Origin of the sequence: Halorientalis regularis (genome assembly GCF_023698535.1) — an archaeon.
Classification (GTDB): domain Archaea; phylum Halobacteriota; class Halobacteria; order Halobacteriales; family Haloarculaceae; genus Halorientalis; species Halorientalis regularis.
Map to the genome: position 1 here is coordinate 11,911 of NZ_JALJCL010000008.1, position 15,995 is coordinate 27,905.

General features: G+C 68.5%; 17 protein-coding genes. 5 read left to right on the forward strand and 12 right to left on the reverse strand.

What is annotated here, in order from left to right:
* Positions 1 to 4: 4 nt before the first annotated feature.
* From asd to MU521_RS11460, 9 genes are all read right to left on the reverse strand, one after another.
* On the reverse strand, positions 5 to 1,042 hold the full coding sequence (asd, locus tag MU521_RS11420; RefSeq protein WP_092695498.1) for an aspartate-semialdehyde dehydrogenase: 1,038 nt from the start codon (positions 1,040 to 1,042) through the stop codon (positions 5 to 7).
* A 121-nt stretch (positions 1,043 to 1,163) separates the two neighbouring features.
* Entirely contained in the window at positions 1,164 to 1,355 is a 192-nt protein-coding gene (locus MU521_RS11425) for a 30S ribosomal protein S17e (protein WP_092695500.1), read from the reverse strand.
* Positions 1,356 to 1,432: 77 nt separating this feature from the next.
* Complete coding sequence (locus MU521_RS11430; protein WP_092695502.1) at positions 1,433 to 2,026, reverse strand: DUF447 domain-containing protein; 594 nt, start codon at positions 2,024 to 2,026, stop codon at positions 1,433 to 1,435.
* On the reverse strand, positions 2,019 to 2,501 hold the full coding sequence (locus MU521_RS11435; RefSeq protein ID WP_092695504.1) for a hypothetical protein: 483 nt from the start codon (positions 2,499 to 2,501) through the stop codon (positions 2,019 to 2,021). The genes MU521_RS11430 and MU521_RS11435 overlap by 8 nt, the downstream gene beginning before the upstream one ends.
* Positions 2,498 to 3,367 carry a triphosphoribosyl-dephospho-CoA synthase gene (locus MU521_RS11440; protein ID WP_092695506.1) on the reverse strand — a complete coding sequence of 290 codons (870 nt, stop codon included), beginning with the start codon at positions 3,365 to 3,367 and terminating at the stop codon, positions 2,498 to 2,500. Before MU521_RS11440 ends, MU521_RS11435 begins: the two co-directional genes overlap by 4 nt.
* Positions 3,364 to 4,149, reverse strand: a complete 786-nt coding sequence (locus MU521_RS11445; RefSeq protein ID WP_245681246.1) for a tRNA-dihydrouridine synthase — start codon at positions 4,147 to 4,149, stop codon at positions 3,364 to 3,366. Before MU521_RS11445 ends, MU521_RS11440 begins: the two co-directional genes overlap by 4 nt.
* Positions 4,146 to 5,138 (reverse strand): 2-phospho-L-lactate transferase, encoded by a 993-nt coding sequence (gene cofD, locus MU521_RS11450; protein WP_092695508.1) that lies wholly within the window; start codon positions 5,136 to 5,138, stop codon positions 4,146 to 4,148. Before cofD ends, MU521_RS11445 begins: the two co-directional genes overlap by 4 nt.
* A gap of 50 nt (positions 5,139 to 5,188) precedes the next feature.
* Positions 5,189 to 6,841, reverse strand: a complete 1,653-nt coding sequence (locus tag MU521_RS11455) for an acetate--CoA ligase (RefSeq protein WP_092695510.1) — start codon at positions 6,839 to 6,841, stop codon at positions 5,189 to 5,191.
* 117 nt (positions 6,842 to 6,958) lie between these two features.
* Positions 6,959 to 7,765, reverse strand: coding sequence for a DUF7537 family lipoprotein (locus MU521_RS11460; protein WP_139171206.1), 807 nt, complete (start codon positions 7,763 to 7,765; stop codon positions 6,959 to 6,961).
* An 88-nt stretch (positions 7,766 to 7,853) separates the two neighbouring features.
* On the opposite strand from MU521_RS11460, the gene MU521_RS11465 reads away from it, so the two are divergent.
* From MU521_RS11465 to MU521_RS11475, 3 genes are all read left to right on the forward strand, one after another.
* Positions 7,854 to 9,086: an HD domain-containing protein gene (locus MU521_RS11465; protein ID WP_092695514.1), complete on the forward strand. Its 1,233-nt coding sequence runs from the start codon at positions 7,854 to 7,856 to the stop codon at positions 9,084 to 9,086.
* Positions 9,083 to 10,120, forward strand: coding sequence for an amidohydrolase family protein (locus MU521_RS11470; protein WP_092695516.1), 1,038 nt, complete (start codon positions 9,083 to 9,085; stop codon positions 10,118 to 10,120). Before MU521_RS11465 ends, MU521_RS11470 begins: the two co-directional genes overlap by 4 nt.
* Positions 10,121 to 10,188: 68 nt before the next feature.
* The gene (locus MU521_RS11475; RefSeq protein WP_092695518.1) at positions 10,189 to 10,656 is read left to right on the forward strand and encodes a universal stress protein; all 468 of its coding nucleotides are present in this window, start codon (positions 10,189 to 10,191) and stop codon (positions 10,654 to 10,656) included.
* On the opposite strand, the gene MU521_RS11480 is transcribed toward MU521_RS11475, so the two are convergent.
* Both MU521_RS11480 and MU521_RS11485 read right to left on the reverse strand, forming a co-directional pair.
* On the reverse strand, positions 10,653 to 11,585 hold the full coding sequence (locus MU521_RS11480; RefSeq protein ID WP_092695520.1) for a biotin--[acetyl-CoA-carboxylase] ligase: 933 nt from the start codon (positions 11,583 to 11,585) through the stop codon (positions 10,653 to 10,655). The two genes, MU521_RS11475 and MU521_RS11480, sit on opposite strands and share 4 nt — an antisense overlap.
* 41 nt (positions 11,586 to 11,626) lie before the next feature.
* Positions 11,627 to 12,955, reverse strand: a complete 1,329-nt coding sequence (locus MU521_RS11485) for a methyl-accepting chemotaxis protein (RefSeq protein WP_092695522.1) — start codon at positions 12,953 to 12,955, stop codon at positions 11,627 to 11,629.
* Positions 12,956 to 13,178: 223 nt separating this feature from the next.
* Here MU521_RS11485 and MU521_RS11490 point away from each other — a divergent pair, with 223 nt between their 5' ends.
* Together MU521_RS11490 and MU521_RS11495 are read left to right on the forward strand one after the other, a co-directional pair.
* Positions 13,179 to 13,379: a hotdog family protein gene (locus MU521_RS11490; protein ID WP_092695524.1), complete on the forward strand. Its 201-nt coding sequence runs from the start codon at positions 13,179 to 13,181 to the stop codon at positions 13,377 to 13,379.
* 301 nt (positions 13,380 to 13,680) lie between these two features.
* A complete protein-coding gene (locus MU521_RS11495; protein WP_092695526.1) occupies positions 13,681 to 14,124 on the forward strand; it encodes a MaoC/PaaZ C-terminal domain-containing protein in 444 nt (147 codons plus the stop codon).
* 8 nt (positions 14,125 to 14,132) lie between these two features.
* Here MU521_RS11495 and MU521_RS11500 read toward each other — a convergent pair whose 3' ends face one another.
* A complete protein-coding gene (locus MU521_RS11500) occupies positions 14,133 to 15,986 on the reverse strand; it encodes an acetyl/propionyl/methylcrotonyl-CoA carboxylase subunit alpha (protein ID WP_092695528.1) in 1,854 nt (617 codons plus the stop codon).
* Between the last annotated feature and the right edge of the window lie 9 nt (positions 15,987 to 15,995).

A 15,995-nucleotide genomic window follows, 5' to 3' on the forward strand; every position in this document is an offset into this window, starting at 1 on the left:
GTGGCTAGAGGTAGCCTTCTTCCAGCAGCAGTTCGCCGTTGAGGACGCTGGCACCGGCCGCGCCGCGGATGGTGTTGTGGGCGAGACAGTTGAACTGGAGGCCGTCTGCGGTCTCCTGAATGCCACCGACGGCGATACCCATGCCGTTGCTCTGGTTGCGGTCGAGACGGGGCTGGGGGCGGTCGGGGTCCTCGAAGACTTCGATGAGCTGCTCTGGCGAGGACGGCAGGTCGATGCTGGGGTACTCGCGCAGGGCCTCGGCGGCTTCGTCGACGGTCACGTCCGCGGCGGTGTCGACCCAGACGTTCTCGAGGTGGCCGTCCAGGGTGGGGATGCGGTTGCAGGAGGCGGCGACCTCGGCGTCGTTCCAGTGGACCTCGGCACCGTCGAACTCGCCGAGCAGTTTCCGGCTCTCGGTCTCCATCTTCTTCTCCTCGCCGCCGATGTGCGGGATGGCGTTGTCGATGATCTCCATGGAGGTGACGCCGGAGTAGCCCGCGCCGGAGACGGCCTGCAGGGTCGAGACGCGCACGTCGGTCAGGCCGAAGGCCTCGTCGAGGGCGGCCAGCGGCGGGACCATCGTGATCGTCGAGCAGTTGGGGTTCTTGACGAGGGCACCGTCCCAGCCGCGTTCGTCGCGCTGGACCTCGATGAGGCCGAGGTGGTCGGCGTTGACCTCGGGGATCGTGAGCGGGATGTCCTCGTCGGTCCGGAAGTTCGAGGAGTTCGAGGACATGACGTAGCCCGCCTCGACGAACGCGGGTTCGACGTCCTCGCCGACACTGGAGGGGAGCGAGGAGAACAGGAGGTCCACGTCGTCGGGGACCTCGTCGGGGTCGGTCGACACGACGGTCGTGTCGGCCACGTCCGCCGGAATGGGGCTGTCGACGCGCCACTTGGCTGCCTCGCGGTAGGACTTGCCCGCGCTCGCGCTGGAGGCAGTCAGGGCCGCCAGTTCGAAGTCCGGGTGGGGGTCGATCTGCTGGATGAGTCGCTGTCCGACGGCACCGGTCGCGCCGAGAACGCCTACACGTACTGTCATTGGTACCCACAGCTACGGCCGGGGCTCCTCAAAACGGTTTGGAAAGCCGTCGCCGACGGAGCACTGTCGGGACCGACGACGTCGAGACTGGCGGGCGGGCAAATCGAAGGAGAAATCGAGATTACGCGGGGACTTCGGCGCCTTCCTTGCTGGTGATGTAGCCCGCGATGCGGTTGCGGACGCCCTTGGACTCGATGTTGGTGAGCTCCGTGACCAGTTCCTTGTTGTGCTCGAAGTCGTGTCCGAAGGCCTCGGGGTATCGCTCCATCAGGATCGTCCCCGTCTTCTTGACGTAGGCCGGTTTGATTGCCATGTTAGTCGTACGTGCTGGCCCAACTCTCAAAAAGGGTTCGAAAGGCGACCCGTGCCAGCGTGCCAGCGACCGCGCGCTTACCCGTCCCACGAGCAGTTGTCCCGAACCACGTCCATCGCCGCGCGCTCGCGTTCGCCGCCACAGCGTTCGACGACATCGGCGAAGTAGTCGAGCCGGGATTCCAGCTCCGCGCGGTCGTAGGCCGGTACGTCCAGCCGAGATGCCGCCACGGTCGCCTCGACCACGGCGTAGTACCCCCGGTTCGTCGTCGGGACGGTCTCGCGCTCGACGGCGGTCTCCTCGGGATCGAGCGCCCACTCGACCCACTGCGTGTCGCCGTCCGCGCCCGCGTCGATCCGGTCGACGGTGACGCGTGCCCAGGCGTCAGCGCTCGGTAGTACGGGGTCGGACTCCTCGCGGACGGTCATCGCGGCCTCGGCGAAATCGAGGGAGTCGGTCGTGAACTGGACGACTCCCTCGCCGCGCTCCCGGAAGTTCCGCCAGGTGCGGGTTCGGCCCCAGGTGCGTGCGGTGACCGGGCTGTCGTCCCCGTCGTCACTCTCGGGTGCGTGCAGGCCGAGCGCGGCGACGTTCCAGCGGTCGTTCGGCCCCAGCGTCGTGACGACGGACTCGGTGACGCCCCGGAGTTCGACGGGCCAGCCCTCAGACATCGAGATCAGCCTCCGGATCGCGTCCGTACCAGCGGCGGAGCGCGCCGCCGAGGGCTCCGAACAGCGTCGCCGGCACGGCGTACGTGACGGCGATGCCCATGAGTCCCAGCAGGAGGAAGGTCGCGGGCGCGTCGGCCTGCAGAAAGAGCGCGCCCTGGGCCAGCGTCGTCCCGACGAAGACGGCCCTGAAGCCGGTGTCGGCGCTCCGGCGCAGTGACCCGCCGTCGATCCAGCCGGCGACCATCGCCCCGGGATAGAGGCCGAGCGCGCCCGGACGCAACACGGTCGAGAGCGTCGCCGACCGTTCGATCCCCGTCAGCAGTGCGATGGCCGCGTACCCGAGGACCGCCACCGTCACGCCCGCGCCGATGGCCAGCGCCCCGCTCTCGGCGCGGATCGGGAGGCGGCCGCCCTCGGCGTCGGTGGACTCGCCCGGCGTTCCGGGCGGATCGGGCCACTCCTCGTCGTCGCTCATATCTCTAGCCCCCGTTCGAGCGCGACGAACAGCGCGGCGGCGGTCAGATCGGCGGTCGTCCCTGGGTTGACCTCCGCGGCGACGAACTCGTTGGCCAGCGCCCACGGGTCCGCGTCGCCGGCCAGCGCGGTGGCCGCTCGCTCGGTCGCCCGCTCCGCCGTCTCGCGGTCGTGCTGGGTCGCGACGAACGTGTCGGGTTCCTCGGCCAGCAGTTCCAGGAAGATCCGTGCCGTCCGGTCTGGGACCGGTCCGTCGCGGTCGAGCAGCCGCTCGGCCGCGTCGAACGAACGCGCGAACTCACCGCTCCACTCGCGGGCGATGCCGTCGACCTCGGCGGAATCGACCATCACGTCGTAGAGGGTCACGCTCTGCTGTTCGACGGCGGGAACGGCGTCGGCACCGCGGCGCACGTCCAGCGCGTCCATGCCCTCCGGCGGGTCGTCGACGGCCACGTCCACGTGCTCGAAGGCCCGGTAGAAGTCCGCGGCGTCGGCGACGGTCGTCGCTTCGGCCAGGTCGCCGGCGTGGCTCCCCGAGAGGTCGCCATCCGCGGCGGCACGCACCATCGGCACGAGGACCAGCAGGGCACCGAACTGCGTGTTGCCCGCCCGTTGCTGGCTCATGCCCGCGACCGCACGCTCGAAGGCCCGACCCAGGCGCTCGCCGTCGGCGGCCAGTTCCAGACCCCGCCGTGCGCCGACGCCGCCGGCCATGAAGTGTTCGAACCGCAGGTCGTCGTAGTCGTGGGCGCGGTCGACGTTGCCGGGTTTGGGCGTCCCCGTCACCTCCAGCAGGAGGGCGAGTTGTGCATTCTGGACGACAGTGCGCCCCGGCGGCGGTTCGACGGCCGAATCGGTGGGGCTCACGACTCGACCCCCTCGGCGAACCACGCCGTCGCGGCGTCCCGAACCCGTTCGAGAACCGCCGGCTCGTCGCTCGGGCGACCCACGCTCACCGCGTCCGCGCCGTACGCCAGGTACTCCCGGACACTCGCTTCGTCCCGAACCTCGTTGTTGGCGATCACGAAGAGGTCGGTCGCCGCGGCCACGTCGCCGACGACGGCCTCCGAGTCCATGGCGTCGACGTGGACGGCGTCGGCTCCCGCGGTTTCGAGACGCTCGGCCAGCGCCGGGAGATCGACTCCCGGCACCTCCGTCCGGACCTTGACGCTCACTGTCGCGCCAGTCTCGGCCGCGGTCTCGACCTGTTCACGGAGTCGGTCCGACTCCCGAAGAAGAATCTCGCCCGCTCCCGCCGCGCACATCTCGTCCTGTCGGCAGTGGGCGTTGATCTCGACGAAGGCGTCCCGGTCCCGACAGACGGCGGCGACTTCTCGGAGCGGGTCGAGTGCGGTGGTTCTGACGTTGAACCCAGCCCGGAGCGGGGCATCGGCCAGCGTGGCCAACTGTTCGTCGACGAACGCGACGGGATCGGCGGGCAGAAACTCCGTGCGGTCCCGGGCGACGAGTTCGCGGGCCGCCTCGCGGGTGGGTTCGTCCAGCGCGATTCCGCCGAGGACGGCCGCGCCGGCGTACTCGCTTGCGGCACGCGCCCAGGCGGCGTCGGCCTCGCCGCTGAGGCTGGCAAGCACGACCCGCGGACGGAAGGCCAGCGGTTCGAGTGGCTCGGTCGGGGCGTCGCCCGTCACGCCACCACCTCCAGCGCCTCCTGGCAGGCCTCGGCGACGCGCCGGGCGTCGACCTCGGTGTCCAGTCGCGTATCGGTCCGGACGACAGGCCGGTCGAGGTCGGTCCCGTCCTCGCCGTCGAGGACGAACGCGTCCGCAAAGTCGTAGGCCTCGGCGACACCGGCCGTCGAGGGCTCGTACCCCTCGGCGGCCAGCAGTTTCGCGGCCGGGCCGGAGAAGACCCGGTCCTCCACGAAAGGGGAGACGGCGACGACGGGTGTCTCCCGGAGTGCGTCCGCGATGCCGTCGACGGAAACCATCGGGCCGATACTCGTGATCGGGTTCGACGGACCGACGACGACCGGTTCGTCGAGCGCGGTCAGTACGGCGTCGGTCGCGGTCGCGTCCGCACCGCCGCGGAACTCGACGGACTCGACGGTCGGCTCGCCCTCTCGGCCCACCCAGAACTCCTGGAAGTGCATCGGCCCGGCGGGGGTGTGGACGATGCTCGCCACCGGGTCGTCGCTCATCGGGAGCACGTCCCAGGGCGTCTCGAAGGCGTCGGCGAGCGTTCGCGTGACAGCGGTAAGTGATCGGCCCTCGTCCAGCAGGCTCGTCCGCGTGACGTGGACGGCGCGGTCACGGTCGCCGATCAGCATGAACTCCGCGACGCCGGAGAAGCGACGCCAGCGGGCGATCTCTCGGCCCGCCGTCTGGCGCTCGTCGGGGAGGTAGCGTGGTCCGTCGTCCAGTCCGGCGGCCGCGGCGAGGCGGTGGAGTTCGTCGTCCGTCACCGTCGAGTCGTCGGCGATGCCCCACCAGGTATCGAGGTCGAGTTCGTCGCCGCCGAGAAAGAGGACGGTGTCCACGTCGGGACAGATCAGGTGGCCCCCGAGTTCCACGTCGTCGCCGGTGTTACAGACGACGGTGGTCTCGGCCGGCGGGAAGACGGCGTCCGCGCCCCGGAGGAGTTTCGGCGTGCCCGTGCCTCCGGAGAGAAACGTGACCATACCGGTGGTCGGGAAGCGTCGCGGTAAATCCTTTCGCCAGGGGCAACCGGTCAGGCGTCGCGCTCGCGGAGCTTCCGGCGCTGGATCTTGCCAGTCGTCGTGGTCGGCAGGTCGTCGACAAACGCGATTTCACGGGGGTACTCGTACTCGGCCAGCCGGTTCCGCACGAGGTCGCGGATCTCCTCGCGCAGGGTGTCGTCCCCGGCATCGCCGTCGACGGGCTGGATCCAGGCCTTGATGATCTCTCCGCGGGTGTCGTCGGGAACGCCGACGACGCCCACCTGCTCGACGCGCGGGTGTTCGAGGATCGCGCTCTCGACCTCACCCGGTCCGACCCGGTAGCCCGACGTGATTATCACGTCGTCGGTGCGGGATTTGAACCAGAAGTAGCCGTCATCGTCGCGGTAGCCCAGGTCGCCGGTGCAGTGCCAGACGGTGCCGTCGGGACCCTCAACCGTTGCGGCCTCGGTCTTCTCGGGTCGGTTCCAGTACTCCCGGAATATCACCGGGTCGTCGCCATACGCGACGGCGATCTCGCCGACTTCGCCGTCGTCGAGGCGCGCCCCCGTCTCCTGGTCGATCACCGCTACGTCGTGGCCGACGACCGGTTTGCCCATACTGCCGGCCTGTGCCGGGAACCACTCCCGGCAGTTGGATACCAGCAGGTTCGCCTCCGTCTGCCCGTAGAGTTCGTTGACGACGACGCCGTCGAGTTGCTCGCGGGCCCAGTCGAGAATCTCCGGCGTCAGCGGCTCGCCGCCCGACGAGATTGTCTTCAGTGCGAGGTCGTACTGTTCGGCCGGGTCGTCGACGCTCATCAGCATCCGAATCGCCGTCGGCGGGAGGAAGGCGGCGGTCACCCCGAACTCCGCGAGCAACTCGAAGGCGGTCCCGGCGTCGAACGATCCCATCGGGTAGCCGACGACCGGCTGACCGTAGTGCCAGGCCGGAAAGAGCACGTCGCCGAGCGCGCCGATCCAGGCCCAGTCGGCGGGCGTCCAGTAGGTGGCGTCGAACACGTCGGTCTCGAAGTACATGTAGAAGGCCGAGCAGTGGCCCGCCCAGACGCCATGGGTGTGGAGGACACCCTTTGGCGGCCCGGTCGAGCCGCTGGTGTAGATGATTATCGCGGGCGTCTCCGCGTCGCTGTCGACGATCTCGAAGGCCTCGTCGCCGCTGCGCTCGACGGCGGCGAAGGCTTCGACGCCGGACGGATGATCCTCACCGTCGACCGCCACGACGTGTTCCAGATCGGGGCAGTCCTCCCGGACCGCCACCACATCGTCGAGTACCGACGCGTCGGCGACGACGACGGACGCCCCGCTGTCGTCGAGGCGCGTCCGGAGTGCGTCTGGACCGAAGAGTACCGAGAGGGGCAGGGAGACGGCCCCGAGTTTCCAGCAGGCGAGGTGTGTCACCGGATTCGACGGCTTCTGGGGGACGGCGACGGCGACGCGGTCGCCGCGCTCGACGCCCCGGTCACGGAGCGCGTTCGCGACCCGGTTGGAGCGCTCGTCGAGGTCCCGAAAGGTGTAGGTCTCGCGTCGGTCGTCCGGGTAGGCCTGGTACAGGGCCGGGCGTTCCCGATCTTCGTGTTTCCGAACGAGGTCGTGTGCGAGATTGTACCCGTCCGGGAGGTCCCACTCGAAGGCGTCCCGAGCCTGTTCGTAGGAGTCGAAGTCGGGCGTGATGTGATAGACCATGACTCGGGATCGTAGCGCGTCAGATATAAAAGTCGACCTCCGGAGACCGGCGAAATTCGGGAATTCCGTGGTTCGCGTGGGGAGGGGATCGATACCGGGACCGGTGGATCGGTGACGTTACTCGCTGGTGACGTTTTTGGCTTCGCCGAGCCACGAGGGTTCTCTCACCGTGGTCGACCCGACACCGGCATACTCGATGTCGACGACGTACCGGAGGCGGCCGTTCTGACGGGGCCCGCTCGTCACGTCGTAGCGGAACGACCGCAACGAGCCGTCCGCCGCGACGCGGAGTTCGGCTGAGAGCGCCGACAGCGAGGCGGGATCGAGGAATGTCAGGCCGTGTTCGTCGGGGTCGAGCCGGTCGGTCCCGTTGGCCGCGTAGACGTGGACGGTCGCACCGTTTGTCGTCTCGGTGCCCTCGTAACTGAAGTTCAGTCCGCGGATGTACCGGTTTATTTCCGGATAGAGGTAGGCGTCAGTGTTCCCGCCAGCCCCTGACTGGCGGTCGTAGGCGATCTGCCCCGCGCTCCGTTCCCGGAGATAGGCGGTGCCGTTCTCGTCGACGTACACCGCGGTAGGGGGCGTCGTCGTTCCGTTTTCCAGGAGCCGGTAGACACCGCTCGACCGGTCGACCTGTGCCGAGACGTTCGTGTACTGGAGCAAGGCACCCGACGCCGCCGCGCGGACGACGGTGTCCTGTCGGAAGCTGAACGAGCCCGCGTCCGTCAGCACGCCGCGGTGGCGCTCCCGGATGGCCGTCCCGTTCAGCGGGAGGTCGTACGGTCCGTCGACGGTCGTGTCCGATTGGTTCGCGGGCGACTGTGTCGGCGTGCCCGTCCCGCCGGGCGTCCCACAGCCCGCGAGGGCGACCACGGCGAACACCGACACCAGGGCGATGGCGTACCGGTTCACATCCGTCCCCACGCCACCACCCGTCTTGAAAGGGGCGACTTCGATGTCCGAGTACCGGCGGCGTGTGAAGTAAGGTGCCGGCGGGGCAAAGTCCGGCACAATGGATATCAAGGACAGCGTCCACGACCACATCGAGGTGCGCGGGGTCGCGAAGGACCTGCTCGACACGCCGCCGGTCCAGCGGCTCCGGCACGTCCGCCAACTCGGCACCGTCACGCTGGTCTACCCCTCCGCGAACCACACCCGCTTCGAGCACAGTCTCGGCGTCTACCATCTCGCGGACGAGGCGCTGGCCCACCTCAACGTCGAGGGACAGCAGGCCGAACGCGTGCGCGCCGCCGCCCTCCTCCACGACGTAGGTCACGCCCCCTTCAGCCACAACGTCGAGTCGGTCGTCCACCGCCACACCGGGAAGTGGCACGACGACGTACACGAACTACTGGAGTCGGGTGCGGTCGCGCAGGTCCTCGCAGAGCACGGCCTCAACCCCGACGCGGTGGCCGACCTCGTTGCCGGCGACGGCAAGCTCGGCCAGCTCGTCTCGGGCGAACTCGACGTGGACCGGATGGACTACCTCGTCCGTGACGCCCACCACACCGGCGTCCCCTACGGCACCATCGACCACGAGCGCCTGGTCCGGGAACTCTCCTTCGTCGACGGGGAACTCGTCCTCGCGGCGGGGAACGTCCAGACCGCCGAGAGCCTGCTGGTCGCCCGGGCGCTGATGACGCCCACCGTATACAGCCACCACACCGCCCGCATCTCCAAATCGATGCTTCGACGGGGTGCCGAGCGCCTGTTGACGGAAACCGACACTACCGCCGAGGCGATGCGACGGATGGACGACCACGACCTGCTGGTCAGTCTACGCCAGTGCGAGGTGACCGACGAGACTGCCCGCCGGCTGACCGAGCGCGACCTCCTGAAACGCGCCGTCTGGGCGGAGATGGGCGACGTGCCCGAGGAACTGCTGGAGCGCGGTCACGACGGAATCGTCGAGGCCGAACGCGAGATCGCCGCCGAGGCGGAGGTCGACCCGGCCGACGTGATCCTCGACGTGCCCGGCCGGCCCGAGATCAAGGAGTCGACGAGTCGGGTGATCGTCAACGGGGAGGTCCGGCCGCTGGGCGACCAGTCGACGCTCGTCGGTGCACTCCGGGCGGTCCAGCGGGACCAGTGGCGACTCGGCGTGTACGCGCCCGAGGGTGTGACCGAGCGGGTGGGTCACGCCGCCAGCCGCGTCCTCGGCCTCGACATCGACGGGTCGCTGATCAGCGACGCCCGCCCCGGCGTCCACACCACGCTCGACGACTTCCAGGAGGCAGGAGAATGAGCGACCGCCGCGTGATCGAAGGCCGCATCCTTCGCGGAAAGGACTTCGAGGCCATCGACGGCCGGGTCGTGGTCGAAGACGGCCGGATCGTCGCCGTCGAGCGAGAACCCGTCGACACCGACGACATCGTCGTCCCGGCGTTCGTCAACGCCCACACGCACACCGGCGACTCCATCGCCAAAGACGCGGGCGAGAGACTGAACCTGGACGAACTCGTCGCGCCGCCCGACGGCCTGAAACATCGGCTCCTCCGGGAGGCCAGCCACGAAGAGACCGTCGCGGCGATGGAGCGCTCACTATCCTTCATGCAATCGGGCGGCACGGCCGCCTGCATCGAGTTCCGCGAGGGCGGCGTCGGGGGCGTCCGCGCGATGGCCGAAGCCGTCGAGGGCCTGGACATCGAGTCAGTCACGCTCGGCCGCGAGGAGGTCGAAGCGATGGAAGCCGCAGACGGGTTCGGAGCCAGTGGCGCGCGCGACGGCGAGTTCGGCCGCGAGCGGACCGCCACACGTGAGGCGGGGAAACTGTTCGGCATCCACGCCGGCGAACGCGACCCGGACGACATCAACGGCGCGCTCGACCTCGATCCGGACTTTCTGGTCCACATGGTCCACACCGAACCGATCCATCTGGATCGCGTCGCCGACCGCGAGGTGCCCGTCGTCGCCTGCCCGCGCTCGAACCTCGTGACCGGCGTCGGGACGCCCGACATCGCCGAACTGGCAGACCACACGACCGTCGCGCTCGGGACGGACAACGTGATGCTCAACAGCCCCTCGATGTTCCGGGAGATGGAGTTCGCCGCGAAACTCTCCGACGTATCGGCCCGCTACGTCCTCAAGATGGCGACCCACCACGGGGCCGACATCGCGGGTCTGAACTGCGGCGTCATCGCGGAAGACTGGGACGCTCGCCTGTTCGTTCTCGACGGCGACTCGGACAACCTCACCGGCTACCAGAACCCCGTCCGCGCCGTCGTCCACCGAGCCGGCCTCGCCGACGTGTCCGAGGTCGTCCTCCAGACCGCGGACTGACGGGGGACCCCCGGCAGTTCCCAGTTACTGTTAAGCCGGCGGCCGTCGAAGTTTGGTACTAGATAACAATGTACAACCGCATCCTCCTGCCGACGGACGGATCGGCCGAGATGGAGCCAGTGGTCGATCACGCGGCGGCGCTTGCCGAGAGAGACGACGCGCTGATCCACGCGCTGTACGTCGTCGACGCGGCGAGTTTCTCCAGTCTCCCCATGGAGACCAGCTGGGAGGGTATCTCGGAGTTGCTGTACGAGGAGGGGACGGCCGCACTGAACGAGGTCGAGCGGACCGTCGACGACCGCGCTCCGGTCGAACGGATCGTCGTCGAGGGCAAACCGAGCAGTACCATCGTGGAACACGCCGTCGACGACGACTGCGACCTGATCGTGATGGGCACACACGGGCGGGGCGGGATCGACCGCCTGCTCCTGGGGAGCGTCGCCGAACGGGTGGTCCGGCGGTCTTCCGTCCCGGTGATGACGGTCCGTGTCGAGGAACCGGCCGTCGGCGACCACGAACCGGAGGTGAAAGCCTAGACCGGTCGGAGGTGTTCGCAGTCACCGGCGCTCACGCGAACAGGGCCGTCGTCGGTCTCGATCACGAGCGTCCCGGGAAACTCGATATCCACGGCCTCGCCGACGACTTCGCCGCCGGACGTGTCGACCCTGACCCGCCGCCCCAGCGTGTCGGCCAGTTCCCGCCAGGCCGGCACCACCGCGTCCGGATCGGACCGTAACTCGTGGAACTCCTCCAGCACGCGCTGGGTGAACACCCGTCGGTTCACGTCGCCGGTCTCCTCACGGAGGCTGGTGGCTCCCGCCACGAGGTCGGCGGCCTCGACGTTGGCATTGATCCCGATGCCGACGACGACCCAGGAGACCCGATCCGCCTCACCTTCCATCTCGGTGAGGATGCCGGTGAGTTTGCGGTCGGTGTCGCCGTGGGTCACCAGCACGTCGTTTGGCCACTTGATCGCGGCGTCGACGCCGGCCTCACGCGCTGCGCGGGTGGTCGCCACCGCGGCCGCCAGCGTGAACGCGGGCGCGCTGGCCGGCGGCACCGTCGGGCGCAGGATGATCGAGAGCCAGATGCCGCCCGAGGGAGCCGTCCACTCGCGGTCGAGGCGGCCGCGACCCCCCGTCTGCTCGTCGGCCAGCACGACCACGTCCTCGCGACCCTCGGCGGCGAGTTCTCGGGCCCGGTCGTTGGTACTCGAAATCGAATCGTGGTACTCCACCTCGAAGGGTGCGTCGAGCCCGAACTCGACGGCTTCGCCCCCGAACTCTGGCGTCGAGACGAGTTCGTAGCCGTCGTCGCCGCCCTCGATGGCGAAGCCCGCCTCCCGGAGCGCCTCGATGTGTTTCCAGACCGCGGCGCGTGACACGTCGAGTCGGTCGGCGATGGCCGGCCCTGGCATAGGCCCGTCGGCGATGGCGTCGAGAACGGCGTGGCGCGTGTCCTGCATGCGGTCGCGTTCGCCCGCCGGCTATAAAATCGGCTCGCCGCTCACTCGGTGACGGCTCGCATCTGCTCGTCGACGCGGACGACCGATTCGTTCAGCGACTCGATCGTGTCGTTCTGTTCGCGGTTGGCAGCCGCGATGCCCTCGACGGCGTCCGCCACCTCGTCGGCCCGGGTCGCCACGTCGTCGACCATGCTGGCGATCTCCTCGGCGCTCGCGGCCTGGTCGTCCGTCGCGTTCGCGATCTCGGTGATCCCCTGATCGGTGTCCACGATGGAGTCGTGGATCGCCTCCAGGTTCTCGATCACCTGCTCGATGTCCTCGGCCGTGGACTGTATCTCCGCGTTGGCGTCCGCGACGTTGTCGGCGGTGTCGGTCGCCATCTCCTGGACCTCCCCGATGAGCGCCTCGATCTCCGCGGCTCGCTCCTGGGACTCGTTGGCGAGGTCTTTGATCTCGTCGGCGACGACCGCGAACCCACTGCTGCCTTCGCCGCCCGCGCGGGCAGCCTCGATGTTGGCGTTCAGCGCCAGGATGTTCGTCTGCTCGGCGATGTCGTCGATCACGTCGACGATCTCGTCGATCTCGTCGACGCGGTCGCTGAGCGCCTGCGCGTTGTCGGCCACTTCGTCCGCGGACTCGGCGAGCGTGTCGACTCGGCCGACGGTCGCGCGGGCCGTCTCGACCGACTCCTCGGCGCGCTCGCGGGCCTCGGCGCTCCTGTCGGTCACCTGATCGGCGCTGGAGGCGATCTCCTCAACGGTCGCACTGAAGTCCGAGACCTCACTCTGGACCTCCGAGAGGTTCTCGGCCTGCCCGTCGGTGAGGTCGCTGATGTCTTCGGACTTCTCGGCGACCTCGCGGGACGAGTCCCGGAGTTCCGTGACCGACTCCCCGACAGCGGTCGAAATCTCGTCGTGGAGGTCCTCGACTGCCTGGCGCTGTTCGACGAGTGCGGTCACCTCGTTGAGGAACTCGACCGCACCCACGACGTCCCCGTCCGGTGTCGTGATCGGGACCGCCTGAACGCGCGAGGCGCTCATCTCCCCGTCTGCCCCCTCCGCCGAGCGTACCTGGTCTTCCTTGACCGCTTCTCCGGTCCGGACGACTTCTTCGGCCAGAGTCTCGCTCTCGCCCTCCGTCCCGAACACGTCGTAGGCGTTCCGCCCGAGGGCGTCCTCCGGCGGAATACCCATCAGGTCGACCAGCGAGTCGTTCCAGTGGGTGATCGTCCCGGTGTCGTCGACCACGAACACCGGGTCGGCGAGCTCCGCGATCATCGACTCGAAGGCGTGTCGCCAGAACTCGTCGTCCGCGTCCCGATCCGGACCCTGTTCCGGTTCCAGCCGGGAGGAATCTGCGCCAGTTGCCATACCGTTCGACTCGTTACTGATGGAGCAAATAAGTACCACCCCACGGCTATCGATAGTGATAACCGATTCGGTCGGTCCCGGCCAGCAGGTCGCTCGTGTCGGCTGTTCGGCCCGCACCGACAGCGGCCCTCGTCCCGTCCCGTCCCGTCCCGTCCCGTCCCGTCCCGGGCCGCAAGTTCGCCGCTACGCGCGGGTTTTTGTTCTCATCTCAAACAGCGAAGATATGCGATACTTCGAGGACATCGACGTCGGCGAATCGAAGACGCTGGGCACCGAGACGCTGAGCCAGGAGGCGATCATCGACTTCGCCAGCGAGTGGGACTCGCAGGATTACCACACCGACCCCGAGGCCGCCAAGGAGTCGGTCCACGGCGGCAGCATCGCCAGCGGCCCTCACACCGTCGCCGTCGCTATCCGGGAGTGAGTCGAACAGGACCTCGACGACGTGAAGAACGTGGGTGCCCGCGAGATCAGGAGTCTCACGTGGGAACGGGCCATCCGCCCCGGCGAGGAACTCGAATTCGAAGTGGAGGTACTGGACAGGGAACCCGACGAGCACAGCCCGACTCACGGGTGCGTCGAGTGCGAACTCTCCGTCAACGTGGACGGCGAGGAAGTCATCTCGATGATCAGCGAACAGGTGGTCGGGACCCGAGAGGTGTGGGGGTACCGCGCGGCCGACGACCACGCGCGGGACTTTTGCCCACTGGCTCCGAACGGCGGGTATGCGGTACTTCGAGGACCTCACAGTCGGAGAGACTGGCACGTTCGGCGAGGCGACACTGAGCGAAGCGGAGATTCTGGCCTTCGCCGAGAAGTGGGACCCACAGCGGTTCCACGTCGATCCGGACGCCGCAGCCGAGTCCGTCCACGGCGGCCTCATCGCCAGCGGCCTTCACACCATCGGGGTGGCCATGCGACACTGGGTCGACGAGTGGCTGTCCGAGGTGGCGAACCTGGGCGCACGCTACATCCAGCGCGTCGAGTTCCACGAGCCGGTGCGACCGGGTGACACGCTCCTCGTCCGGGGCGAACTGCTGGCGAAGACGACCCCCGACCACACCGAGGCGCACGGGTACGCCGACTACGAACTCGCGGCCCACGTCGACGGCGACCCCGCGATGACGATGGTGACCGATCTGGTCGTACGCCGTCGTGGCGAGAGCTGATCCGCTCCTCAGTCGATCACGACCAGCAGGTCGCCCATGTCGACGCTCTCGCCCTCGGCGATGGCGACCTGTTCGACGGTGCCGCCCGCGGGCGCGACGATGTCGTTTTCCATCTTCATCGCTTCCAGCACACAGATCACGTCGCCGGAGGCCACCTCGTCGCCCTCGGCGACGTCGACCTCCAGGATGGTGCCCTGCATCTCGGCGGTGACCTGTTGCCCCTCCGCCGCCGCGGCCTGGCCACCGCCGCCACCGCCGCCACCGCCACCCGACCCGCCGGAGGGGCGCTGGGGCTGATTCCCGCCACCGCCGCCGTTGCCCGCGCTGGTCGGAATCGGCGGTGCGCCGCGCTCTTCGAGGTTGACGCTGAACCGCTTGCCGTTGACTTCGACGGTGAACTCGCGTTCGACGACCTCTTCGTCCTCGTCGCTGCTTCCGGTGTCGTCGGTGCCCCACTTCTCCTGGGCCTCGTCGATGCGCTCCGGGTCGAGTTCCTCGTCGAGGTACTTCGTGTGGTGTTTGCCGTCGACGAACGCGTCGTCGGTGAGCATCAGCCGGTGGAACGGGATGATAGTGGGGATACCCTCGATGTCGTACTCGCCCAGTGCTCGCTGTGAGCGAGTGATACACTCCTCGCGGTCCGACGCGTAGACGATCAGCTTCGCGATCATCGAGTCGTAGTCGGTCACGAGGTCGTCACCCTGCCGGAGCGCGTCGTCCATCCGGACGCCGATACCACCCGGCGGGTCGTAGGTCTCCAGTTCGCCGCCGGTCGCGGGCGCGAAGTCCTCCGCGGCGTTCTCGGCGTTGATCCGGAACTCCATCGCGTGGCCGTCGATCTCCACGTCGTCCTGTGCGAAGCCGATCTCCTCGTCGGCCGCGACCCGGAGCTGGCACTTCACGATGTCGATGCCCGTGATCTCCTCGGTGACGGTGTGTTCGACCTGGATCCGCGTGTTCACCTCCAGGAAGTAGAAGTTCGCGTCCGCGCCCAGCACCTCGTCGGGGTCCCGATCCGGGTCCTCCTCGACGAGGAACTCGACGGTGCCGGCGTTGTAGTAGTCGGCGGCGTCGACGCCCCGGCGGGCGGCCTCGCCGATCTCCTCCCGCAGTTCGTCGTCGAGGGCGGGACTCGGGCCCTCCTCGATGACCTTCTGGTGGCGGCGCTGGAGCGAACAGTCGCGTTCGCCCAGGTGTCGGACGTTACCGTGGTGGTCGGCGATGATCTGCACCTCGATGTGACGCGGATCTTCGAGATAGCGCTCCAGGAAGACCGAATCGTTGTCGAAGTAGGCCTCGCCCTCGCGTTTGGCGCTCTCCAGTTGCTCCTCGATCTCGCTCTCCTCGCGGACGATCTTCATCCCGCGGCCGCCACCGCCACCCTCTGCCTTGATCGCGATGGGGTAGCCGTGTTCCTCGGCGAACTCGCGGACCGCCTCGGGTTCCTCGATGGGGTCGGTACCCGGAATGATTGGCACGTCGGCGTCGCTCATCACGTTGCGAGCCTTGGTCTTCTCGCCCAGGCGCTCCATCGCGTCGCCGGTGGGGCCGACCCAGGTGACGCCCTCGGTGGCTTCGACCTTGCGGGCGAACTCGGCGTTCTCCGCGAGGAAGCCGTACCCAGGGTGGATCGCGTCGGCGTCGGCCTTCTGTGCGGCCTCGATGATCGCGTCGTGATCGAGGTAGGAGTCGGCCGCGCGGGCCGGCCCGACGTTGTACGCCTCGTCCGCGTACCGGACGTGCCCCGAGTGTTTGTCCGCCTCGCTGTAGACGGCGACCGTGTCTATACCTAGTTCCTCACAGGCGCGCATCACCCGGACGGCGATCTCTCCCCGGTTCGCGACGAGCACCGTATCGAACATGTCGCCCTG

Coding starts and splice junctions, on each gene's coding strand:
- asd (WP_092695498.1), bottom strand. CDS start 1,042: ATGACAGTACGTGTAGGCGTTCTCGGCGCGACCGGTGCCGTCGGACAG.
- MU521_RS11490 (WP_092695524.1), top strand. CDS start 13,179: ATGCGATACTTCGAGGACATCGACGTCGGCGAATCGAAGACGCTGGGC.
- MU521_RS11475 (WP_092695518.1), top strand. CDS start 10,189: ATGTACAACCGCATCCTCCTGCCGACGGACGGATCGGCCGAGATGGAG.
- MU521_RS11500 (WP_092695528.1), bottom strand. CDS start 15,986: ATGTTCGATACGGTGCTCGTCGCGAACCGGGGAGAGATCGCCGTCCGG.
- MU521_RS11425 (WP_092695500.1), bottom strand. CDS start 1,355: ATGGCAATCAAACCGGCCTACGTCAAGAAGACGGGGACGATCCTGATG.
- MU521_RS11435 (WP_092695504.1), bottom strand. CDS start 2,501: ATGAGCGACGACGAGGAGTGGCCCGATCCGCCCGGAACGCCGGGCGAG.
- MU521_RS11465 (WP_092695514.1), top strand. CDS start 7,854: ATGGATATCAAGGACAGCGTCCACGACCACATCGAGGTGCGCGGGGTC.
- MU521_RS11455 (WP_092695510.1), bottom strand. CDS start 6,841: ATGGTCTATCACATCACGCCCGACTTCGACTCCTACGAACAGGCTCGG.
- MU521_RS11495 (WP_092695526.1), top strand. CDS start 13,681: ATGCGGTACTTCGAGGACCTCACAGTCGGAGAGACTGGCACGTTCGGC.
- MU521_RS11485 (WP_092695522.1), bottom strand. CDS start 12,955: ATGGCAACTGGCGCAGATTCCTCCCGGCTGGAACCGGAACAGGGTCCG.
- MU521_RS11430 (WP_092695502.1), bottom strand. CDS start 2,026: ATGTCTGAGGGCTGGCCCGTCGAACTCCGGGGCGTCACCGAGTCCGTC.
- cofD (WP_092695508.1), bottom strand. CDS start 5,138: ATGGTCACGTTTCTCTCCGGAGGCACGGGCACGCCGAAACTCCTCCGG.
- MU521_RS11470 (WP_092695516.1), top strand. CDS start 9,083: ATGAGCGACCGCCGCGTGATCGAAGGCCGCATCCTTCGCGGAAAGGAC.
- MU521_RS11480 (WP_092695520.1), bottom strand. CDS start 11,585: ATGCAGGACACGCGCCACGCCGTTCTCGACGCCATCGCCGACGGGCCT.